A 23,289-nucleotide genomic window follows, 5' to 3' on the forward strand; every position below is an offset into this window, starting at 1 on the left:
GAGGTGTGACCGTGATCATGCGTGAAGACTGGGAGCAACGGGAAGAAGCACTCCTGTCCCCTTTGGCAGTTCGCAGTAAGAACAGTCGCGGCCGCAGCCGGCCCGAAGATCCTTGTCCGATGCGCACTTGTTTTCAACGGGATCGGGATCGCATCATTCATGCCAAGTCCTTTCGCCGTTTAAAGCACAAGACGCAGGTCTTTATCGCGCCGGAAGGCGATCACTTCCGGACGCGGCTGACCCATACCTTGGAAGTAGCGCAGATCGCGCGCACCATCGCCCGTTCACTGGCACTTAATGAAGACTTGACGGAGGCAATTGCGTTGGGGCATGACCTTGGTCATACCCCTTTTGGGCATGCGGGGGAAGAAGCGCTCGATCAAGTCTACCCCGGCGGTTTTTCCCACTGCGCCCAGAGTTTGCGGATCGTCGATCTGCTGGAAGAAGGTAAAGGGTTGAACCTTTCCTGGGAAGTACGCAACGGGATTCTCAATCATAACAGCCGTGGCCGACCGGCGACGCTGGAAGGTCAAATTGTTCGCTGGGCCGACCGCTTTGCCTACATCAATCATGATATTGATGACGCGCTGCGGGCCGGGATCATCAGCCGCCATGATTTGCCGGCGGAATGTACGGGCATTCTCGGTGATCGTCATGGCGTGCGGATCAATACGATGATCATGGATATCGTGCAAGCGTCTCAGGGGCAAGGGACCATCCGTCTTTCGCCGGCCGTGGAAGAAGCGACACTCTGCTTGCGGCAATTTATGTTTGATCGGGTCTACATTGGTTCTGTGGCCAAACAAGAGGAAACCAAAGCCAAAGAGTTACTGGTTGCGCTGTATCGTTTGTTTGTGGCCCGGCCGGAACATTTACCGGAAGAATACCTGGCGAATGTCGAGCGCGACGGTTTAGAGCGAGTGGTTGTCGATTATATCTCGGGCATGACCGATCGTTTTGCCCTCAAGATCTATGAAAAAATGTTTTTGCCCATGCCTTGGTTTACCCGTTGAGATTATAGGCTGTAAACTTCTGGCATACTATAGCCGTTCGCGATGAAAAAAAATGTCGTATTGTGAAGGAAATATTAGCTCCGACGCGAATTAAAAGATACTTGAACAGGGAGGTTGCCCTTCGCTCGCGACAGGAAAGCGGGAAACCGAGTCAAAAAAGCAGGAATTACGCCCATAATGGCGAAATCATGATGGGGTGATGAGCATTGCAGGATCCCCGTATCGTGGATGAGGTTCGCCATCGGTTGGATATCGTCGATGTAGTGGCTCAATATGTACCTTTGAAACGCCAAGGCGGCCGATATGTGGGACTTTGTCCTTTTCATTCGGAAAAAACGCCTTCCTTTAGTGTTTCCGGGGAAAAGCAAGTTTTTCATTGTTTTGGTTGCGGTGTTCACGGCGATGTCTTTAGTTTTGTGATGCTTCGCGAGAATTTAAGTTTTCCTGAAGTCTTGCGCAAGCTGGCGGAACAAGCCGGAGTGACCTTGCCGGAAAAGGAACTGACACCGGCGCAGCGGGAGGCGCGTTCGCTTGTGGAACGCGGCTATGCGTTGCACCAGCGGGCAGCGGAACTTTTCTTTCAGTGCCTGCGTGAAGACGCACGGGCCCGGGTCGCCCGCGAATACTTTCACCGCCGTGGCCTTCAAGACAGTGTGATCATTGCTTTTTCGCTGGGCTTTGCACCGCCGGGGTGGGATTTTCTTTACCGGCGCTTGCTGGCAGAAGGGTATCGCGTCGATGAGTTGGAGCGCTTTGGTTTGGCCGTGCGCCGACCGGAGGGCGAGGGAGCTTACGACCGATTTCGTGACCGGGTGATGTTTCCGATTCATGATGTACGTGGACGGGTAATCGGCTTTGGTGGACGTGTTCTTGATGATACGGTTCCTAAGTATTTAAATTCACCGGAAACGGCATTATTTAAAAAAGGGCAGCAGCTTTATGGATTGCATAAAGCAGGTCCGGCAATTCGGCAAAAAGGATTGGCTTTATTAGTCGAAGGATACATGGATGTCATTGCTTGTCATCAGTACGGTATTCCCCAAGCGGTGGCCACCTTAGGAACAGCGTTGACGGCAGACCAGGGACGGTTGCTGTTGCGTTATGCGTCACAAGTGGTGATCGGTTATGACAGTGATAAAGCGGGAATGGAAGCGACGGTGAAGGCAGGACGGATCCTTGTTCCCCTTGGTGCGCAGGTAAAAGTCATTTCGCTTCCTGATGGAAAAGATCCTGACGAATACCTGCAAAAGCATGGTACTGATGCTTTTTGGCGAATTATGGATAGCGCATGCTCTTTTTTTGAGTTTCGGTACCGGCAAGAAGCGGCCCAGCATGATGGCGCCCAAGTCGATGGGAAAGTAGCGTTAGTGCGAGCGTTAGCGCCAGATATTTTGATGATGCGCAGTCCTGTGGAACAGGAAGCGACGATTCATTGGCTGGCACGACAGTTGTACTTGGCACCCAATACGATTGAGTCGGAATTGCGAGGAATTGCCCGGAATGGGGCCGAAATGGGGCATAAAAAGGGAATTTCTAGGCAAACTATTCCTGAACATGCTACGGTTTCATCAGAAGCAAGCCCGGCGGCAGCGAAAGGCCCCGACGGTGCCAGTCGCCTGGAACAAGCGTGGCGCTATCTGATTCACTGGATGACCGATGATGGGGAGCGCGTGCGCTGGCTGGAGCAGCGTTTGGGTGATCAATTTCCTCCGGCCAGTCCGGAGATCCAAACGATTGTCCAGGCTATGCAACGCGCTGCAGGAGAACGCTCTGGTTCCTTGACCATGGCCGTAACGGATCAACTGGCGGCATCGCCGGCCGGTGCTTATTACAGTTCCCTGTTGCTGACCGATTGGGGTAGCCCTGATGAAGCAACCGTGGAGGATTGTGTTAATATCTTACGCTACGCCTGGATGTTAAGTGAAATCGAGCGCTTAGAGTTGGAGATTGCAGTGCGATCTCAGCAAGGCGATTTGGATACAGTACGACATATTTTGCCGCAATTGACGAGCTTACAGCAAGCCCGCAATCGCGCGGCGCGCATATACGGAGCCATGCCGTTAGGAACTCGGTGGAATCAACGGCTCTGGCACAAGGGGGGAACCACGGATGAAAGATGAGCAAGTCCAACAGATGGAAAACGTCAAGGACCTGATTGTCAAGGGCAAGAAAAAAGGGATTCTTACTTATCAGGAAATCATGGATGCCTTGCAAGGGATTGAAATGACGCCTGAACAAATTGACGAGATCTATGAAAACCTTGGCAACATGGGCATTGAGGTGGTCCCCGGAACTGCTGAAGAGGTTGAAGCCATCGTCAAGACGGAAGAACCGGTGATTCGGGAAGAAGAAGAGATTGAAGTTGATCTTTCCGTTCCGGAAGGTGTCGGTATTGATGATCCGGTGCGGATGTATCTCAAGGAAATCGGCCGGGTACCGTTGCTTTCGGCCGAAGAGGAGATCTCCCTGGCCAAGCGCATGGAAGAAGGCGATGAAGAAGCCAAGCGCCGCTTAGCAGAAGCCAATTTGCGCCTCGTCGTTTCCATTGCCAAACGGTATGTGGGCCGGGGGATGTTATTCCTGGACTTGATTCAGGAAGGAAATCTCGGTTTGATCAAAGCGGTAGAAAAATTTGACTACCGTAAGGGCTATAAATTTTCTACTTATGCTACGTGGTGGATTCGCCAAGCGATTACGCGGGCGATTGCTGATCAAGCACGGACGATCCGGATTCCGGTGCACATGGTGGAGACCATCAACAAATTGATTCGCGTTTCGCGCCAGTTGCTGCAGGAATACGGCCGTGAGCCCATACCCGAAGAAATTGCCAAAGAAATGGACATCCCTGTCGAGCGGGTCCGTGAGATCATGAAGATCGCCCAAGAGCCGGTCTCCCTGGAAACGCCGATCGGTGAAGAAGAAGATTCCCATCTTGGTGATTTTATTGAAGATCAAGATGCACCGGCCCCGGCGGAAGCCGCTTCCTTTATCCTGCTCAAAGAGCAACTGGAAGAAGTGCTGGAAACGCTGACACCGCGGGAAATGAAGGTGTTGCGCCTCCGCTTTGGCCTCGATGACGGCCGGTCACGGACGTTAGAAGAAGTGGGACAAGAGTTTGGGGTAACCCGGGAGCGGATCCGGCAGATTGAAGCCAAAGCGCTCCGCAAGTTGCGCCATCCCAGCCGCAGCAAGAAGTTAAAAGATTATTTGGATTAGCCGAGGCGATACCCGCCCTGAGCGGCTCCAGCCAATCGCAAGAATTGGTCCGTTCACCCGTTGACGAAGGTGGGCAAGTGGGGTATAATATTGCCCACGGGCCTATAGCTCAGCGGTAGAGCGGCCGGCTCATAACCGGTTGGTCCCTGGTTCGATCCCAGGTGGGCCCACCAATTTGTTTTAAGCGACCCCGTCTGCTCTGGTGGCAGACGGGGTTTTTGTATCAAGAAAGGAACGAATCATGACCGTCCTATTGAGTCCGCGTTTAGCTTGGATCCATGATGCCATTCCCCAGGGATGGGGCATGGCCGATATTGGCACTGATCATGCGTATATTCCCGTTTCGCTGGTGCGGCAAGGTGCGGTACCGATGGCGGTAGCCGGTGATATTCATTCCGGTCCGCTCGCAACGGCTCGGCAGCATGTGGCCCTTTATGGCGTTGCTGATCGTGTGCATGTGCGCGAAGGCAATGGCCTGGAGGTGATCGCGCCGGGCGAGGTGCAAACCATCGTCATCGCCGGTATGGGCGGCGGCACGATCCGGCACATCCTTGATGAAGGTATGGCGCAGGGCAAGCTTGCCGGTGTCGAATGCTTGATCTTGCAGCCCTTAGAGGGAGCGACGGGATTACGAACATGGCTGGCGGACCATGGCTGGTTTTTTAATCAGGAAGATCTAATTGCTGAAGGGCCACGCATCTATGAAGTGATGCAGATGCACCGTGGCAACGGGCAGGCCCAGTTGCAGCATCCCGATTGGCCGGCTTATGTGCAATCCTTGAGCGCCGAGTTGGGACCGCTGTTGCTGGAGCGGCGCCACCCGCTGTTGGTCACCCTGATCGAGCGGTTACTGGAGCGAGACCGGCGAGCGCTTGCCGGGATGGGGCGCAGCAAACAGCCCGATACGGCAGCGATCGGCCATAAAGCGGAACGAATCAAGAATCTGGAGATGGTGAAAGAATGGCTGTTGCTTGCGCACAAATCATCCAATGGATCGAACAGCTAGCACCGAAAAGGCTGGCGGAAGATTGGGATGCCATTGGCCTGCAAGTAGGAAGTCCCGCTGCAGCGATCGATGGGGTCTATGTAGCCCTGGATTTGGATCAGCAGGTGATTGACGGGGCGCTGGCAGCCGGATGTCAGCTAATCGTCACCCATCATCCCTTTTTATTTAAGCCCTTGAAAGCCTTGCGCTGGGATCAACCGCAAGGTGCCCTGATCCGTACGCTGGTTGCCGAACAACTGCAAGTGTATGCGGCCCATACTAATTTAGACAGTGCGACCGGCGGTGTGAATGACGTGCTGGCCGAGACGCTGGGACTGCAAGAAGTGCGGCCGCTGGCCGATGATCGCGCGGAAGAACTGATGAAGATTGTGGTTTTTGTCCCACTGGCGCAGGAAGCGATGGTGCGTAAAGCCATGGGTGACGCCGGTGCCGGACAACTGGGCGATTATTCCCATTGTACCTTTCGCACGGAAGGGCTGGGCAGCTTTTTACCGTTACCGGGTGCGCAGCCTTTTATCGGGCAAACCGGTGTGATGGAAGAAGTTCAAGAGTGCCGCGTGGAAGCGATTGTCCGTAAATCGCAATTGTCGCGCGTACTGAAAGCGATGCTGAAAGCGCATCCTTACGAAGAAGTGGCCTATGATGTGTATGGACTGGTCAACCGCGGCCCCGCCCAAGGCCTGGGGCGCTACGGCTGGTTAGCGCAATCGATGACCGTGGAAGATCTGGTGGACCTGGTGAAATCGCGCCTGTCCATACCGGCATTGCGCTGGATCGGCCGTGATCGCCAGCGGATTGTCCGGAAGATTGCTCTTTGTGGCGGTTCCGGCATGAGTTTGTTGCGCCCAGCATCGATGCAAGGCGCTGATTTGTTGCTTACCGGTGATGTGAAATATCATGAAGCGCAAATGGCGCTGGAATTGGGAATTGATGTACTGGATGCCGGGCATTATGCTACAGAGCAACCGGTGATCGCAGCGCTTTGTACTTATTTAACCCGTTGTGCCGGGGAGGCGAAGGTGCCCCTGACCGTGGTGCCGCATCGCCAGAATCAAGATCCCTTTACCTTTTGGTAAGGGAGGATGAAAGGGGAGTCCGGTGATGCGTTGGGGTCTTTTTGCCGATGTGCACGGCAATGCACTTCAGACGGCGGCAGCCTTGGCCCTGCTGCAAGCAACGGATCGCTTGATTTTTTTAGGTGATGTCTTGCCTTATGGTGACACTGATGGATTGGCCGATTGTCTGACCCTTTTTCATCATGCCCATGTGCTGGGGATTAAAGGAAATTGCGATCGTTTTGTCGAAAGGTATCCGCGACCGGCCGATGTGAGCCCGGCACTGTGGGACTATTATGGTTCGTGGCCGCTGGCCCGGCGTGAAGACGGTCTGTTGTTTGTTCATGGCGGACCGCTGCGTGCCGATTCGACGCGCATCCATTCTCCGGAGATGGCCTGGCGTAATTTTTTGGCCGATGACTTTACGGTTTGTTTTCATGGTCATACGCACTTGGCTACGTGTTATATTTGGAATGACGGTGATGTTCAAGAGGTACCGTTTACGGAGCATCAGCCGCTTCGGTTACAGCCCGGTGAACGATATATTATCGGTGTGGGGTCCTTAGGGGTACCGCGCGATCATCGGCGTGGCAGTTTGGCCATATTTGATGATGAACAGGCCCAAGTTACATTGATGCGACTGCCATAGCTAGGAAAAGAGAGGATGAGGTGAGATACAGGATGGCCCCTTTTCTGGTTAGTGGCCTGCAGAAGCAGACGGAACGGTTGCGACGGTGGCTTGAACGTGATCAAATCATACTCTTGTTGATCTTGATTAATTTTGTGGGTACTCTTTATGGATTCTGGTGGTACAAAGAACAATTAGCCGATACGCCCTGGTATCTTTGGCTTTTGGTTCCGGACAGCCCGCTGGCTTCGCTGGATTTTACGATCATCTTGGTCCTACGTTTGATGGGGACGCACTCATCATGGCTGAATTGCCTGGCGCCGGCGGTATTGATCAAATACGGCCTGTGGGCGGTGATCCTGAATATCCATGGGGCCTATCTAGCCGGAGGCCCGTCGATCGTCAACTGGATGTTGGGATTGTCCCATCTGGGCATGGCCGTGCAGGCGCTGTTGTTTTGGCCGCGATTCGCCTTTTCCACGATCACCTGGAAGTGGGTTAGTCTGTGGATTGTCTTTAATGACGCCGCTGACTATGGATTGAACATTTACCCGACACTGTTTGATTTTCGCCAGTACCACTGGGCGTGGATCAGTGCGGTTGTGCTTTCGGTACTGGTGATCCTGTTGGCCTATCAACAACTCCGGCAACGTCCGGTACGGCAGCCGGGTTTTCGCGTCCGCCGCTATATTCCGGTGGAAACGGGGCATCTGGAGTAGGAGGCATCGTCAGTGCAAGATGAAAATATAAGCGGTTCCGGTGAACGCTTCGATCAAACAAGGCGGTATGAGCAACCATACCGCCTTGTTTCGATCGAGCGCATCGCTGACGGCCGGAAGCAGGAAAAAGACGATCCGGTTGTCTGTGAATCGCCGGTGACGATCTATGTAAACGGGGAGGAACTGGTGACGCTGCTGGCCAGTCCGGAGTATCTGGAAGATCTGGCTCTGGGGTTCTTGGTGGCCGAAGGTTTTATTCGAGACTTGTCGGACGTGACGGAGCTGCGCTGGGAACGGGTGACGGGGCAGGTGTTTGTGGAAGGAAAAACATCACTGATCGCGCCGAAGACGTTTATGAAACGGTATGTGACGACGGGCTGCGGCAAAGGAACGACTTATTATGATGTGACCGATACGCAACTGGTGCGTCCCCTCCACGATCGCCCGCTGCAAGTGTCGGCGGAGCAGATTCTCCAGGCGATGGGCGAGATGCAAGGGCGATCGGATCTGTATCGTGAGACCGGCGGTGTGCACGGGGCGGCGCTGGCCAGTGCGCAAGGCATCACCATCTTTCGGGAAGATGTAGGGCGTCATAATGCCGTCGATAAGATCATCGGCCACTGTTTCCGGGCAGCGATCCCGCTGGATGAATGTTTTTTGCTGACATCGGGACGAATCTCTTCGGAAATCTTGCTGAAAGTCGCGAAGATGGGCATTCCTTTGCTGGCTTCCCGCTCTGCACCGACCGATCTGGCCCTCAAGTTGGCCGAAGAGATCGGTGTGACCGTCATCGGTTTTGTCCGGGGACGGCGGATGAATATTTATACTCATCCGGGGCGGATAATCTGTGATTTGTAATTTCCACCACTAGGTTTTTTCTACTATCCGTGATAGGATTAATATATCGACATCCGGTTGTTTGACAGGGGATTTCCCATGACGGACACTGGATTTTTTTTTAGGGTTACCGGGCTACTCCAAAGGAGGGACGCAAAATGGGGACCGTGATGGTATCTACGACCGTCGACAATAGCGAAGATTTTCGCCGTCGGCTTAAAGAGGTGTACGGCATTGATACCGCTCTTTGTTATCAATGTGGCAAATGTGCCGCCGGTTGTCCAACGGCTTTTGCGATGGAAAATACAGTTCGCCAGTTAATCCGCATGATTCAAATGGGATTGATTCGCGAAGTACTTTCTTCCTATAGTATCTGGGCTTGTGCCGCTTGTGAAACTTGCTCCGTGCGCTGTCCACGGGAAGTGGAACCGGCGCGGCTGATGGAGTCGCTGCGCATTGAAGCGCAAAGAGCGGGACTGGTCTCGGATAAAACCAGCAAAACTTTTCATGATCTGTTTTTGCAGTCCGTGGAGGATCATGGATTGCTGCATGAAGTGGGCATGATGGCGCGCTTAAATGTATTGACCGGCAACTTGTTTAGCAATGCTGAATTTGGGCCGGCCATGCTGGCTCAAGGCAAATTGCATTTTTTGCCGAAAAAGATTGAAAACCCGGAAGCTGTAGCGCGCATCTTTGCCAATGTGCGCAAAAAGCGAGGTGAAATCAAGTGAGATATGGGTACTATCCTGGTTGTTCGTTGACTGGAACCGGCATCGAGTATGGCCTGTCTGCTGATGCGGTGATTCGCCATCTCAATATGGATATGAAGGAGATCCGCGATTGGAATTGCTGCGGCGCTTCATCGGCCCATAACCATGATCCGTTGTTGTCGATCGCTTTGCCGGCGCGCAATCTGGCCTTGGCGGAGCAACAGGGGTTTCGTGAAGTGGCTGTTCCTTGTGCCGCCTGTTACCAGCGCATCAAAGCGGCGGAAGTGGCGGCACGGGATCCGCTAAAGCGTCGGGAAATGGAAGAAGTGATTGAAGAAGAATTGAGCGGTGCCATTGTGGCTCGTTCACTTTTGGAGATCATGGTACATGATATCGATGACAGTGCATTGGCAGCCCAGATCCGCCGTCCCTTGCAGGGATTGAAAGTGGCTTGCTACTACGGCTGTTTACTGGTGAAACCCCGTGCGATCGCCATGGATGAAGCGGAAAATCCCATGACGATGGATCACTTGATGGAACGGCTCGGGGCCACACCGGTGGAATGGGGCTATAAAACGGAATGTTGCGGCGGCAGTTTGACCCTGACGCGACCCGATACAGGCGTGCAGATGACGGCAGAAGTCCTGAAGTATGCAAAGCTGGCCGGCGCCGATTGTGTAGTGACACCTTGTCCGCTTTGCACATCCAATCTCGATATGCGGCAAGGGACCGCCGAAAAAAAATTAGGCCGTTCCCTGGGATTGCCGATCTATTACTTTACGGAACTGATGGGCTTCGCTTTTGGTCTGCCGATGAAAACACTGGGACTTGATCGCCACTTTGTGGAAGCAACGGGCCTGTTGCAATCGTTGCCGGTCCCGGCCAGCGGCTGAGGAGGTAAAAGATGAAGCGAATAGGAGTTTTTGTTTGTCACTGCGGCAGCAACATTGCCCACACGGTGGATTGTAAGCAAGTGGCTGATGAAGCCGCAGCCATGCCGGGCGTTGTCCATGCCCAGGAATATAAGTATATGTGTTCGGAACCGGGACAAGTGTTGATTCAAGAGGCCGTGAAGGAACACAATTTGGATGGGTATGTCGTTACGGCTTGTTCACCGCGGATGCATGAAACGACTTTCCGCAAATGTGCCGGTCGGTGCGGGCTTAATCCTTACATGGTCGAGCAGGTGAATATTCGTGAGCATTGCTCATGGGTGCATGCCGATAAAGAAGCCGGCACGGAAAAAGCCATCGACTTGATGCGCATGGGTGTGGCCAAGGTGCTCAAGAATGAGCCCTTGAAGGCGGCAACGATTCCCATGACCAAGCGCGCTCTGGTTATCGGCGCCGGAATTGCCGGGATTCAAGCGGCCCTGGACATCGCTGATAACGGCTTTCCGGTGACGCTGCTGGACCGGGAACATTCGATTGGCGGGCGGATGGCCCAGATCGACAAGACCTTCCCCACGCTGGATTGCTCCGCTTGTATTTTGACGCCAAAAATGGTGGAAGTGGCCCAGCATCCCAATGTGGAGCTGATGACCTATGCCGAAGTGGAGTCGGTCGGCGGTTTTATCGGCTCTTTTGATGTGACGATTCGCAAAAAAGCACGCTATGTCGATACCAAGCGGTGTACCGGCTGCGGCGCTTGTATTCAAAAATGTCCCAGCAAAGTGCCTTCGGAGTTTGAGATGGAAATGGGTCCTCGTAAGTCCATCTATGTGCCCTTTCCGCAGGCGGTGCCCAATAAACCGGTCATCGATGCGCCTCATTGTCGCTATTTGCAGACTGGCAAATGTGGGATCTGTAAGAAGATTTGCCCGACCGACGCGATCCGCTTTGATGATCAAGATGAAGTCGTCACAGAGCGTTTTGGTACGATCGTGGTCGCCACGGGCTATCAGCAGTTTGATATCAGCGCTTATGAAGAATACGGCGGCGGCCGGATCCCTGATGTGATCACGGGGATGCACTTGGAGCGCTTATTGAATGCCTCCGGGCCGACATCCGGCAAGATCAAGCGGCCTTCTGACGGCAAAGAACCAAAGAACATTGTGTTTATTAAATGCGTCGGTTCCCGCGATGAAGCGAAGAATCGACCTTATTGTTCCAAGACTTGCTGTATGTATGTGGCCAAACAAGCGACGCTACTCAAGGAAAAACTGCCAGCATCGAAATCATACATCTTCTATATGGATGTGCGCACCGGCGGTAAAAATTATGAAGAATTTTACCGGCGCACGCAGGTCGATTATGACGGCCACTATATCCGTGGGCGTGTGTCGAAGATTTTCCAAGTGGGCGATCGGTTGATCGTGCGCGGCGACGATTCGCTTTTGGGCCGCCCGGTGGAAATCGAAGCGGATCTGGTGGTCCTGGCGGCGGGGATGGATCCGCAACATGACGCCCGGGAACTGGCCCGGACGCTGGGGATCGCTTATGATGCCCATGGCTGGTACACAGAAGCTCATCCCAAACTGAAGCCGGTAGAAACGCAAACGGGCGGTATTTTCCTGGCCGGCGCTTGTCAAGGCCCCAAGGATATTCCTGATTCGGTGGCCCAAGGTTCAGCGGCGGCCGTCAAAGCCTCCGCCTTGCTGACCAAAACAGAACTGACGGGGGAACCGATGATCGCCCAGTGCAATGAAGCAATGTGTTCCGGCTGCGGTCTTTGTGTAACCATCTGCCCCTACAAAGCGATTACACGGCAGCCCAAGCAGGAACGGATTCATGGTAAGATGCGCGAACGGATGGTATCGACCATCAACAGCGGCCTTTGCCAGGGCTGTGGCGCTTGTACCGTTGCCTGCCCGTCCAGTGCGATGAATATGGGCGGCTTTTCCGATGAACAAATCATGGCGGAGGTGGATGCTTTATGTCAGCGCTAAGCCCCAAATCGGGTTCGCCGGCCGATTGCGCCGTCACGGAGGGCCATGTGGGCCTGCCGGTACTCGATCCGCCACCAACAGCGGCGCCGGATACGGGCAAGACCAAAAACGGCGAATGGCAACCCTATATTGTCGGCTTTGCTTGTAACTGGTGTACCTACGCCGGTGCGGACTTGGCGGGGCTGTCGCGCATGCAGTATCCGCCGAATATGCGGCTGGTGCGGGTGCCCTGCTCCGGCCGGGTCAATCCGCAGTTTGTCTTGCGGGCTTTTCAAAAAGGTGCCGATGCAGTGCTGGTGGCCGGTTGCCACCCCGGTGATTGCCATTATGGAACAGGCAACTATTTTACGCGCCGCCGGTTTTTATTGATGCAGCGCTTGCTCACCTTTATGGGTGTCGATCCGCGCCGCTTTCAAGCACGGTGGATTTCTGGTTCGGAAGCGCCGAAATTCCGCGATGTTGTGACTGAACTGACCGAACAAGTGCGCCCACTGGGACCGAACCGTCTCTGGAGGGAGGTAGAGCCTTGAAGGAATTGCATAATGTAAATGTAGCGATGCGTACACTGGCGCGGGAACTGCTGGAGTCCGGTACCGTCGCCGGTGTGTATGGATGGAAAAAAGGCAGTCGGCCGACGCTGACGTCGCCCTTATATATTCAAGATGCCGCCAAAGCCGATCGGCTGGCCTACGATCAATACGCGGTATCGAACTTATCGGCGTTGCTCCTCGATCACCGCAACAATGACAAGAAGCGGGCGATCTTTGTCAAAGGCTGTGATAGCCGCGGCGTCGTGCGCCTCTTGCAGGATCAACAGATCACGCCGGAGCAGGTGCTGGTGATCGGCCTACCCTGTCCGGGTATGGTTGATGAAGCCGGTTCGCTTTTGACGAAATGTGCCGAGTGCCGCTTTCCCAACCCGGTCATGGCCGATCAGGTCCTGGGCGGTGTGGAAGTTTCCAAGCAACCGTCGGCACCGACCGGTGTAACGGCGGAAGCCGCGCGGAAAGTCGGTGTGGGCAGCCGCGCCGGTGAGCGCATGGCCCAGGTGGCCCAACTGGAAGGGAAGACAGCGGCCGAGAAAGAAGCCTATTGGGCGGAGCAGCATGACAAGTGCATTCGTTGTTATGCTTGCCGCAACGTTTGTCCGGCATGCAATTGCCGTGACTGTATTTTTGATACGGAGAAAAAAGGCTGGGTCAGTAAAGCGGCCACATCGTCGGCCAATGCCTTCTTCGCGATCACCCGAGCCATGCATGTGGCCGGGCGCTGCGTCGACTGCGGTGAATGTGAACGGGTTTGCCCCATGGACATTCCGATCATGACGGTCAACCGCAAACTGCAGCAAGATATTGAAGCGCTTTTCGGCCCCTATGATGCCGGTGTGGACGAAACGGTCGTACCGCCGTTGGGACGCTATCAAACCGATGACCCGGAAGAATTCCTCTAAGGCAGGTGAAAAGCGATTGAAAGCGTTAGCCAAAAAAAATCTGGCCGATGCCTTGGCCCTGTTGGCGGGCCAGGCAACCGTCTGGGTGCCGGCCAAGGTGGCCGGTGTGACGCGCTTTGCCCCCTGGTCCCCAGCGGTGACGCTTGATCTAGAAGCAACGCCGCCAGCGGTCAGCCCCAAAGAAATCTTGCTGCCGGAGACGGAAAGCCTCTACCGCTACAGTGCTTACGGCATGGATGTGACTTTTGAAGCGGTCGAGCAAGAAGTACCGCCGACGATCATCTGGGGAATTCATTCCTGTGATGTGCAGGCGATTCTTTGCCAGGATGATGTGTTTTTAAGCCGTGAGCCTCAAGATGCTGCTTATGCCAAGCGGCGGGCGGCCACAACGCTGGTCGCATTGGCTTGTACAACGCCGGGACCGGACTGTTTTTGTACGTCTATGGGGCTTGAGCCGGCGGAACATGCATCAACGGATGTGCAACTCCACATACTGACGGATGGTTACGGTGTGGAGGCGCGTACAGCGCGCGGCGAAGAAATCGTTGCGCGCTTGGCCGAAAAAGGGCTGTTGGTGGAGACCATCGAACCGCCGGCAAAAGCCCAGGCATGTACCCGGGCGGTGAATCCGGAAGGCATCGATAAAAAGTTAGTGGAGATGTTTGAGCATCCCTATTGGGATGAACTGGCGGCAACGTGCTTAAACTGCGGTGCCTGCACGTTCTTGTGCCCGACGTGCCACTGTTTTGATCTGACGGACCATCGCCGCAATGCTCATGAGGGAACAAAGATTCGCTGCTGGGATGCTTGCATGTTTACGGAATATACGGTGATGGCCGGCGGTCATAATCCCCGGCCCGGTAAAAAAGAGCGTGTCCGGCAGCGGTTTATGCATAAGTTACGCTATTTTCCTGAGCGTTACGGCAAGTGGCAATGTACAGGCTGCGGCCGTTGTGTCGCCCGTTGTCCGGTGCATATCGAGATCACCGATGTGATCAAAGAAGTTGGCGAGGTGACCTTGGATGGGTGAAGGGCAACGTGAATTGATCCCTCAGAGCGTTACGGTGACAAAGATCATTGATGAAACACCGGATGTGAAGACCTTTTACCTGGCGCTTCGTGATCAAGGGGGCCGTTGCTCGGCACCTTTTCATACCTTGCCCGGCCAATTAGCGATGCTGTCACTGCCGGGTGTCGGGGAAGCGATGTTTTCGGCGACCGATGGCGGCGATCATCTGCAACTGTCGATCAAGAAGGTCGGCCGTCTGACTGATGAACTGCATGAGATGGCCGAAGGTCAGCAAGTGGGTTTGCGCGGTCCTTACGGTAACGGCTTTCCCATGACCGAGATGCAGGGGAAGAATGTGTTGTTTATCGGCGGCGGGATTGGTTTGGCGCCGGTGCGTTCTGTCGTGCGCTACTGTGTTGATCATCGCGCTGATTATGGTAAGCTGCATTTGGTCTACGGTGCCCGTACGCCGGCCGATCTGATTTTTCTGGACGATCTCACGAAGCATTGGCCGGCTGTTGAGGATTTTACCGTATCGATGACGGTCGATAACGGTGATGATGAGTGGCAGGGCCATGTCGGGTTTGTACCGGCTTATGTGGAGGAGTTACGGCCGGAGGTAGCGAATACGGTCTGTGTGCTCTGCGGGCCGCCGATCATGATCAAGTTTACGTTGAACGTATTGCGTAAGCTGGGCTTCCAGCCGGAAAATATCTATACAACGCTGGAGATGCGCATGAAGTGCGGGATTGGCAAGTGCGGCCGGTGTAATATCGGCCACAGCTATGTTTGCCTTGATGGCCCGGTGTATCGATTGGATCAGCTGCATGAGTTACCGAATGAGTATTAGCGCCGGAGTGTTTGAATGAAGTTGCGCCAACCGCTCGGTTGGCGCTTTTTGCTTTGAAAGGATGGATGAACAATGCGGGTTGCAGTTGTTGGTTTAGGTGGAGTCGGTGGGTATTTTGGCGGATATCTGGCTCGGTATGGGCAGGAGCACCGGGAGCATGAGGTGTGTTTCTTAGCCCGCGGCAAGCATTTGCAGGCGATCCAAGAAAAAGGGCTGCTGGTGAAGGGGCAGGATCAGGAATTTGTGGCCGTGCCTGCGTTAGCGACGGATAAGGCCGAAGCGATCGGGCCGGTGGATGTGGTGCTGTTTTGTACGAAAGGGTATGATCTGGAAGCGACGGCGGAGCAGATTCGCCCGATCGTCCAAGCGACGACGGTGGTGATTCCCTTATTGAACGGCGTGGACAATGCCGAGCGATTACAGGCGGTATTGCCGGAGGCACAAGTGGTGAACGGCTGTTGCTACATTTTTTCATGGATCGCCGGGCCTGGGGAGATCGTGCAGAGCGGCCCACACTCACGGATGGTCTTTGGGCTGAACGGGGAAGGTGCCGATACGGGGTTGAAGGAGAAGTTGCAGGCGTTCGAGGCCTTGTGCAAAGCGGCGTCGATCCGGGCGAAGTTCACCACGGCGATTGAAGAAGCGGTTTGGATGAAGTATCTCATGATCTGTGCGATGGGCGGCGCGACGGCTTATTATGGGGAACCGGTCGGGGAAGTGCGCAAGGGACCGGAGAAACGGGCGTTGTTGACGGGGTTGTTGCAGGAGATTGCGCAGTTGGCGCAGGCTAAGGGAATTGCGCTGGCGCCGGATGCGGCGGATAAGACGTTGGCATTGATTGATACGTTAGACCCGGCGAGCACGACATCGCTGCAGCGGGATGTAGCCCAGGGGCATCGGACGGAGATTGGGTCCTTTTCGGGGTATGTGGTGCGGGCTGCGGAGGCGTTGGGGTTGGATGTGCCGGCGCATCGGCAGGTGTTGGAGCGGTTGGGGGAGTGAGTAGGTCTTTAGATTTATTTGAGACTTCAGGTAACAAACGGTTATCTGCTCGAAACTTCACCAATTGTGGTGGGGTATTTACTTTATATGGGTGGAAACGTAGTTTGTAGGTTAGATAAGAGATGGGAGGATGTTTAAACAGAGGATTTAAAGAAGGGCACTGGATTGCGAAGTCGGGTTAGCTTAATTCTAAATTCGTACATGCTTCATAAGAAAAAAATATTATGAAAGAAAAATCAAGAAGCTATTGAAAATAAGCTAAAAGTAACGGAAATGGAGGGCTTATGTTTTGATTACTAACTTAATTTTATCAAGCGAGATATTTCAAGAATTCATACAAAGACATAATTTAACAAAATATCTCCGTTATATTAAATATCTATTAGGAACTGTAACCTTTTTGTTTTTTTATGGGTTAGGATATTCTTTTTTATACGGATTTTATTTTGGAAAACAATTAAATACACCGCTCCCGTCATTGCAGGAATTGGTAATTAATGCAGTGCCAATAAATTTTAGATCGATTTTAATCATAGGTGTCCTCTATTTTCTCAACGTACTTTTAGTTTTATATTTGATTTATATCATTGGACAAATGAAAAAGTATCCCAGTAATTATAGGTTAGATTACGCGATCTATTCAGTGGTAGTGTTTTTAACAATGCAATTCTGTTTGTCTATTTTCTTTCTAGGTGACATATCTTCTAGAACTATTGAGTTTGTGTTTTATCTATGGATTACTCCGTTAATCGTTGCATTAATGTTATGGTGGTTATTTAACTTAGCATCAAGGCCGATTCCAACACTAAGTGGTTTGTTTTGGGCTTTGATATTTTTTTTGTACATAGGATTATTTATTGGAAAAATTGAATACTTTAAAGAAATAAACAATGATCAAAAGTTTCTGATATCAATGATTTTGTTTCTAATATTATTTGTGTCTAGCGCTTTTTTTGGTAGATTACTCGAAAAGAAATTAAAGGGGGGGGTTAGAAAGACGATACTTGTAGCTCCTTTGGCTTTTATTATAATACTAGTTATAGCTATTTCTTTTACTAAAAATGATCTTATGATTTCTTCTGTTATTTCTTTTGTGGCTTCTGCTTTTATATGCATTGTAATTTATTTTACTCCAAATCGTATAAATAAACAGAATAAAGAACAATTAAATATTATTATGACGATACCTACTTTAATATCTCTTGTGGTATTGCCGACCACCATTGGTTTAAATGTGGTGATTGGAAGTTCTTATATGTCATTAATATCCGGAAAATATGTAAGAACAGCTATTCCTGACGAAGTAATTAAAGGGTATAAATGTAATGTTGAGTTTTACATAAATAATTACACAAACGTATTAATCGATAGTATAGTCGTGGCGATTGATGGTAATGTTTTTTATGTATCAGATAAGGATTGGAATTTAGTGGTTTTAACAAGTCCATGGGTTCACGCTAATGCCAATCCACTATTTTGTACAAGTACAAATAAAGCCACCTATGATGGCGGCGTTAAATAAAATAACTTAGACTTTTTCAACTTCCGGGGTAACCGATATCTCTATGGAACACCTTTTCATAGAGTTCTAGAACAATCGATTTATAAGGAATAACTACATAATGAAACGCTGTGGATGCACTACAGCGGATAATGTTCCTATAGTAGAATACCAGAGAATCGTTTTTGTTTTTGGGTGTACTTTCCGCGTCCATTTTTCTCTGACGACCTGTTTTTTTGTGGAGGCTTTGGGTCCGTGGTTCTTCCATTGAATCCATCAAGACCACATGTGGATCGACCACTTGTCGGAGACACCAGCATAATGGTTTTCGATAAAAAGTCGGACCTCCGGATAATCCAGAAACCAACGGATGAGCGTTGATTTCTGCCGATCCAGTGATACATCAAACAATATAATGACAGGAGGATAATCCGAGGGTAGATCTAGGGGATGCATACAATCCAGAGTTCAAAGAATCGATCATACGTAGATGATGCCTCCCGAGAATACCCCCATATCCACCCTGACCCGGGAGACGGGAATCACTGAAGTGACATTATACAAGTGGCCGGAAATAAGCGCGAATTCAAGGGCATGCTACACCCAGTACGGCCAGGAATTGAAGTAGTAGACTTCCGGGACTCACGGCAATGCCTAAAGGCTTCTGCTATCCAAAGACGTCTTGAACATTGGAGACTACAGCGATCAGACGAAGAAAATCATCCAACGTAACGTACGACGAGCATGTCGCCGGATTACATGCTGCCGTTGTTCAGTAAAGTACTGGACGATCCAATTTATTGAAATAGGAAAAACCTACCTACCATACACATAAGGGATTTGTCTCGACGCACCTGACCTGGTTAGCCTCCGAAAAAACTAAAAAATATATTGAAATCCAAGATGTTTTTATTGTTTTCAAAAGTGGGGTTTGGTGAGCAAGACTGCTGGATACGAAGAGAGCTTAGCTGGTGCTAATATGCTCTCTTTTTTTTTGATTTGATTGGGTACCAATTATTTTATTCATGTATGTGATCATATCTACATGAGAACAAGTGAATATTACGGCATCTTAAAGCCACCATTCCGGTAGTAACTGAGCCAAGTCTCCGGAAAAAATGAGCCAGCTTTCCGAAATCATAGAGCCAAACAAACACACAACTAAACTAACACTGGCTAACTGCCGCACTCCGTTCACGACTGATGGCTGTCAATGGGCCTCGAAGCAACGCGTAGAGGCAGGCGAAGCCCCTCGCCATTGACGGATGGCAGACGCGAACGGACAATCCGAGAGGCAGTGTTTGTGTCCGCTTGACGTATGGCCCCCGGACCGGAAGCGTGGCTCAAAATTACTGGAACCGTGGCTCTCATATTCCGGAATAGGTGCTCATTTTACTCCGGAGTATTCACAAGTGATTGCAATGGACTGGTAAATGAAGAGCGGTAGTTAGTGACAGAAGGCAGTTGTTCTCATCCTAATTTACGAAGGATTTCCTTGTCGAATGTTGAATAATATCTAAAAACAAAAATGGATAATCGATACATGATTGGGATTCGCAAAGAGATAAAAAAAGCAAGGAACAGTGTTCAACGGTGAAAGTAGCAGTAGCAACATATCAGCGAACGCAATGGATGCGTCCCGAAGATGGGGGCCATCAAAAGGAGTCGGTAAAATGTCCAGTTATGGCCGGCGGTTGTTATTTCTTTTGAACTTATTAGAAAAGGAAACCGATGATGAACAACATATTTCCGTAAAGTACATAATGGATAGAATGAAAGAAGAGGAAATCAAAACAACCAAAAGCACCTTGATGAGCGATATTGAAGTATTGCGAGACGCAGGATACTCTATCGGCGAGATTCTGGATAGTGAAGATGGCAAAAAGGGTTTTTATTATAGCGGTCCTTTTGACACCAATGAACTTAGAATTCTAGTGGATGCAGTATCATCTGCGCGGTTTCTGACTAAAAAACAGACAGAATCGATCATCAATAAACTAAAAGAACTGACCAGTGAAAGCGTTGCTGAAAAGTTAACAAGTCAGATTTATATTGATGAACGCATCAAAGCACAAAACAGTAAGATTCACTATCTTATCGAAACAATTAACCAAGCGATCACGGAATCGAGGATAATTACGTTTAAATATAAGAAATACGATCTCAACAAAAATTTTATTTATAGAAATAACGGCAACCATTATACGATTATTCCCTATGGTTTAGTTTAGGATAGCGATTATTACTACCTTATTGGTAAAAAAATAGGGGAAACCGGATTTCGCCACTACCGGGTTGATCGAATGGAAAGTGTTTCGATAAAAATCAAAAAAACTATTGAGAATACCATCGAGAAAACGGAATTTAACGTCAGTGAATATGTGCGCAAGACATTTTTAATGTATTCCGGAGAACCGGAATACATTGAGATCCAGTTTGATAACTCACTGATTAATGTCATCTTGGACAAGTTTGGGCAGGACATTGATATTGAGAAAGTGGATGGAAACTCATTTAAAATTGTCTTTGAAGCTGCCGTCAGTGATGGCCTATTCCGCTGGGTCCTGTCCTGGGGAAGTGATGCTAAGGTGTTGTCCCCTAACAGTCTGATTGAGAGGATAAAAACAGAAAGTCATAAAGTGGCTAACTTATATTGATTACCGCAGCATTTTTTCAGTATGGCAGTATCGAAGAACAGCATACTGATTTTTTATTTTGTAAAACAGGAAGTTGAAATTTGTCAATATACCTATCAAACGATTTTCCAGGTCATTTGCAATAGCTATAACGATAGATAATAATTAAAGGGAAGGGCGTATCTGGAAAAGAAAATTCAAATCATAATCGAGCTTTTAATCAGTGTCGGAACGGGAGGGACCATATGGAATATTGGGCGCACTCATCCGAAAGTAGCGATCGACGACATTTGCTGACCGATCATGCAAGGGAAGTTGCCATGATGGCCAAAGAGTTTGCCGACAAGTTTGGGAATGGTGACGCTGCTTATTGGTTAGGTTTATGGCATGATCTGGGCAAATTTCAAAAAGGATTTCAAACCTATATTCGAAATCCTGAAGGAAAAAAAGGACCACCCCACGCTTGGGTAGGTGCTGTGTATGCCAAAGAATTAGCTGGCGGTATGCTAAGTGGAACCATTGCCGGACATCACGCGGGTTTGCCCGATTGGGATACGGTTAAAAAACTTCATTTTGATAAAACACGCGATAACATCTTTGAAGAAGTGAAGAATATCGCTGCATCAATGTTCAAGGGGTTATCACCAACAGAGGCCAATAAAAAACAGATCATCGCCAAGCTAACGCCCATGGTCAAAACAAAAGAAGAAGCAGAAGTCTATCTCCGTATGCTTTTTTCTACCCTCGTTGATGCAGATTTTTTAGACACCGAGAATTACTTTTCTCCTGAAAAGACAGAATTACGCCAACAATCACACAAACTAGCGCTGCTTTGGGAGAAGTTTATTGATGATCAAGAACGCCTGAGTGGACATAGCGAAAGTATGCTAAATCAGTCGCGAAACGAGATTTTCCAAGCCTGCCTTGAAGCGGCCGAAAACCAACCGGGCTTTTATCGATTAACGGTTCCAACCGGAGGGGGAAAAACCCGCTCTGGAATGGGATTTGCCTTAAAACACGCCATGATCCATAACTTGGACAGGATTATTGTCGCGATTCCCTACACTTCCATTGTGGAGCAAACCGTGGATGTGTATCGAAAAATTTTCGGGGAAGACGCTGTCTTAGAACATCACAGCGCTGTTGAGCCGCATTTGGGTAACGAGGCAGAGGAAGAAAAGCATCAACTGGCAACAGAGAACTGGGACAGTCCGCTGATTGTTACTACAACCGTTCAACTTTTTGAAAGTTTATTTGCTAACAAAACGTCCCGTTGCAGAAAAATCCATAACATTGCCCGGAGTATTATCATTCTCGACGAGGCGCAAACGTTGCCGACTCATTTGCTTGATCCGATCTTGGATATGTTGAGAATCCTGGTTAAGCACTATGGTGTAACCGTCGTTTTTTGTACGGCCACGCAACCGGCGCTGACCGAAAACCAGGACCTTCAAAAAATCAACGGCATCACGGAGATCGTTCCACAACCGGAACGGTATTTCCAGCGCTTAAAACGGGTGGATTATCAACGGTCCGATGAAGCATGGTCATGGGCTCAAGTTGCCGAGGCGATGCGGTCCCATGAACAGTGCCTTGTTGTGGTCAATACCAAAAAAGACGCATTGGCTCTATTACAAGAACTTGATGATGAAAGAGCGATGCATCTTTCCACTTTATTATGTGGGGCACACCGCAGGCAAGTTTTAGCGGAAGTAAAACGGCGTCTCAAGGCGGGGGAAGATTGTCGCCTCGTATCCACACAGGTCATTGAAGCGGGGGTGGATGTTGATTTTCCGGTCGTGATGCGTGCGATTGGCCCACTTGATCGCATCGTGCAAGCAGCAGGACGATGCAATCGAGAGGGCCGGTTGAAAGATGAAGCAGGTCGACCTTGTTTAGGCCAAGTAATCATCTTTGATCCCAGTGAAGGAAGCGCACCGCCGGGCACCTACCTTTCGGCAATGCAACAATCACGAATGATGCTTGCGAATCCTTCCATCGATCTTCATGATCCGGCCGTTTATGAAAAATTCTTTCAAGGCCTATATCAGAATGTCGAGACCGATGCCAAAGGAATACAATCGCTGCGCCAAAATTTCCGATACCCAGAAGTAGCCGAAAAGTTTCGCATGATTGATCAATCCGTTGTGCCGGTGATCATTTCTTATGACGAAGAAGCCCGATGTTTAATTGATACGATCCGGCGCAGCGGAGTGCTCACACGCCGTATCATTCGTCAACTTCAGCCCTATATCGTCAACGTCGCTAAATTTAATGAAAAGCAATGGGTGCGTGAGGGCCTGATGGAACCACTTGCCGGAGATATGTTTGAATGGCTAGGTGGCTATCATCCCGTCATGGGCTTAGAAACCAAAGGGCGTGATCCGGAAACACTCATTTTTTGATACCCATTAGTTTCACAAACAGTTGGTTAGGGAAGGAGGGGTGAAGGTGTCACAACACCCACCCTTAACAGTCAAAGTCTGGGGCGATTTTGCTTGTTTTACGCGGCCGGAGATGAAAGTGGAGCGTGTATCGTATCCAGTTATCACTCCCTCAGCGGCTCGTGGGGTATTAGAATCAATCTTCTGGAAACCGGAGATCTGGTGGCGAATTCAAGAAATCCAGGTGCTTCGCCCGGTAAAACACTTTTCCATTTTGCGTAACGAGGTTAATAGAGTCTGTCTAAAAACCCCCGCATCCCAAGGGTCGATTCATAAAACTCAGTATTCAATGGTATTTTGTGCCATTTAAAGGTATTTTGGCTTCG

21 protein-coding genes and 1 tRNA gene are annotated in these 23,289 nt (G+C 50.6%); all 22 read left to right on the plus strand.

Annotation, left to right across the window (positions count from 1 at the left end; all coding sequences use genetic code 11):
* Positions 1-11 precede the first annotated feature (11 nt).
* Complete coding sequence (locus tag EDD73_RS10685; RefSeq protein ID WP_131919786.1) at positions 12-1,013, plus strand: deoxyguanosinetriphosphate triphosphohydrolase; 1,002 nt, start codon at positions 12-14, stop codon at positions 1,011-1,013.
* A 206-nt stretch (positions 1,014-1,219) separates the two neighbouring features.
* The gene (gene dnaG / locus EDD73_RS10690) at positions 1,220-3,133 is read left to right on the plus strand and encodes a DNA primase (protein WP_131919787.1); all 1,914 of its coding nucleotides are present in this window, start codon (positions 1,220-1,222) and stop codon (positions 3,131-3,133) included.
* Positions 3,123-4,229: an RNA polymerase sigma factor RpoD gene (rpoD, locus tag EDD73_RS10695; protein WP_131919788.1), complete on the plus strand. Its 1,107-nt coding sequence runs from the start codon at positions 3,123-3,125 to the stop codon at positions 4,227-4,229. The genes dnaG and rpoD overlap by 11 nt, the downstream gene beginning before the upstream one ends.
* 98 nt (positions 4,230-4,327) lie before the next feature.
* Positions 4,328-4,402 (plus strand) — tRNA-Ile (locus EDD73_RS10700).
* Positions 4,403-4,470: 68 nt separating this feature from the next.
* Positions 4,471-5,235 (plus strand): tRNA (adenine(22)-N(1))-methyltransferase, encoded by a 765-nt coding sequence (locus EDD73_RS10705; RefSeq protein ID WP_131919789.1) that lies wholly within the window; start codon positions 4,471-4,473, stop codon positions 5,233-5,235.
* Positions 5,190-6,311, plus strand: coding sequence for a Nif3-like dinuclear metal center hexameric protein (locus EDD73_RS10710; RefSeq protein WP_131919790.1), 1,122 nt, complete (start codon positions 5,190-5,192; stop codon positions 6,309-6,311). The genes EDD73_RS10705 and EDD73_RS10710 overlap by 46 nt, the downstream gene beginning before the upstream one ends.
* Positions 6,312-6,336: 25 nt before the next feature.
* A complete protein-coding gene (locus EDD73_RS10715) occupies positions 6,337-6,939 on the plus strand; it encodes a metallophosphoesterase family protein (protein WP_131919791.1) in 603 nt (200 codons plus the stop codon).
* A gap of 32 nt (positions 6,940-6,971) precedes the next feature.
* On the plus strand, positions 6,972-7,637 hold the full coding sequence (locus EDD73_RS10720; protein ID WP_131919792.1) for a DUF1405 domain-containing protein: 666 nt from the start codon (positions 6,972-6,974) through the stop codon (positions 7,635-7,637).
* A 12-nt stretch (positions 7,638-7,649) separates the two neighbouring features.
* Positions 7,650-8,495, plus strand: coding sequence for a formate dehydrogenase accessory sulfurtransferase FdhD (gene fdhD, locus EDD73_RS10725; protein ID WP_131919793.1), 846 nt, complete (start codon positions 7,650-7,652; stop codon positions 8,493-8,495).
* Between the two features lie 137 nt (positions 8,496-8,632).
* Positions 8,633-9,205, plus strand: coding sequence for a 4Fe-4S dicluster domain-containing protein (locus EDD73_RS10730; RefSeq protein WP_131919794.1), 573 nt, complete (start codon positions 8,633-8,635; stop codon positions 9,203-9,205).
* The gene (locus tag EDD73_RS10735; protein ID WP_131919795.1) at positions 9,202-10,077 is read left to right on the plus strand and encodes a CoB--CoM heterodisulfide reductase iron-sulfur subunit B family protein; all 876 of its coding nucleotides are present in this window, start codon (positions 9,202-9,204) and stop codon (positions 10,075-10,077) included. The genes EDD73_RS10730 and EDD73_RS10735 overlap by 4 nt, the downstream gene beginning before the upstream one ends.
* Before the next feature lie 11 nt (positions 10,078-10,088).
* Positions 10,089-12,071, plus strand: a complete 1,983-nt coding sequence (locus EDD73_RS10740) for a CoB--CoM heterodisulfide reductase iron-sulfur subunit A family protein (protein WP_131919796.1) — start codon at positions 10,089-10,091, stop codon at positions 12,069-12,071.
* Positions 12,072-12,199: 128 nt separating this feature from the next.
* On the plus strand, positions 12,200-12,601 hold the full coding sequence (locus EDD73_RS10745; RefSeq protein ID WP_243116889.1) for a hydrogenase iron-sulfur subunit: 402 nt from the start codon (positions 12,200-12,202) through the stop codon (positions 12,599-12,601).
* Positions 12,598-13,521 (plus strand): 4Fe-4S dicluster domain-containing protein, encoded by a 924-nt coding sequence (locus tag EDD73_RS10750; RefSeq protein WP_243116887.1) that lies wholly within the window; start codon positions 12,598-12,600, stop codon positions 13,519-13,521. The genes EDD73_RS10745 and EDD73_RS10750 overlap by 4 nt, the downstream gene beginning before the upstream one ends.
* A gap of 16 nt (positions 13,522-13,537) precedes the next feature.
* Positions 13,538-14,551 (plus strand): 4Fe-4S dicluster domain-containing protein, encoded by a 1,014-nt coding sequence (locus tag EDD73_RS10755; protein ID WP_165876463.1) that lies wholly within the window; start codon positions 13,538-13,540, stop codon positions 14,549-14,551.
* The gene (locus EDD73_RS10760) at positions 14,544-15,380 is read left to right on the plus strand and encodes an FAD/NAD(P)-binding protein (protein ID WP_131919799.1); all 837 of its coding nucleotides are present in this window, start codon (positions 14,544-14,546) and stop codon (positions 15,378-15,380) included. Before EDD73_RS10755 ends, EDD73_RS10760 begins: the two co-directional genes overlap by 8 nt.
* Positions 15,381-15,452: 72 nt before the next feature.
* Entirely contained in the window at positions 15,453-16,382 is a 930-nt protein-coding gene (locus EDD73_RS10765) for a ketopantoate reductase family protein (RefSeq protein ID WP_131919800.1), read from the plus strand.
* 289 nt (positions 16,383-16,671) lie between these two features.
* Complete coding sequence (locus tag EDD73_RS10770; RefSeq protein WP_131919801.1) at positions 16,672-17,904, plus strand: hypothetical protein; 1,233 nt, start codon at positions 16,672-16,674, stop codon at positions 17,902-17,904.
* 1,652 nt (positions 17,905-19,556) lie between these two features.
* Complete coding sequence (locus EDD73_RS10775; RefSeq protein WP_131919802.1) at positions 19,557-20,114, plus strand: helix-turn-helix transcriptional regulator; 558 nt, start codon at positions 19,557-19,559, stop codon at positions 20,112-20,114.
* Between the two features lie 72 nt (positions 20,115-20,186).
* Positions 20,187-20,540, plus strand: coding sequence for a helix-turn-helix transcriptional regulator (locus EDD73_RS10780; protein ID WP_456319112.1), 354 nt, complete (start codon positions 20,187-20,189; stop codon positions 20,538-20,540).
* 224 nt (positions 20,541-20,764) lie between these two features.
* A complete protein-coding gene (cas3, locus tag EDD73_RS10785) occupies positions 20,765-22,924 on the plus strand; it encodes a CRISPR-associated helicase Cas3' (protein WP_131919804.1) in 2,160 nt (719 codons plus the stop codon).
* A gap of 46 nt (positions 22,925-22,970) precedes the next feature.
* Positions 22,971-23,273, plus strand: coding sequence for a type I-C CRISPR-associated protein Cas5c (gene cas5c / locus EDD73_RS15310; RefSeq protein WP_131919805.1), 303 nt, complete (start codon positions 22,971-22,973; stop codon positions 23,271-23,273).
* Positions 23,274-23,289 lie beyond the last annotated feature (16 nt).

The organism is Heliophilum fasciatum (assembly GCF_004341395.1).
GTDB classification, from domain to species: domain Bacteria; phylum Bacillota; class Desulfitobacteriia; order Heliobacteriales; family Heliobacteriaceae; genus Heliophilum; species Heliophilum fasciatum.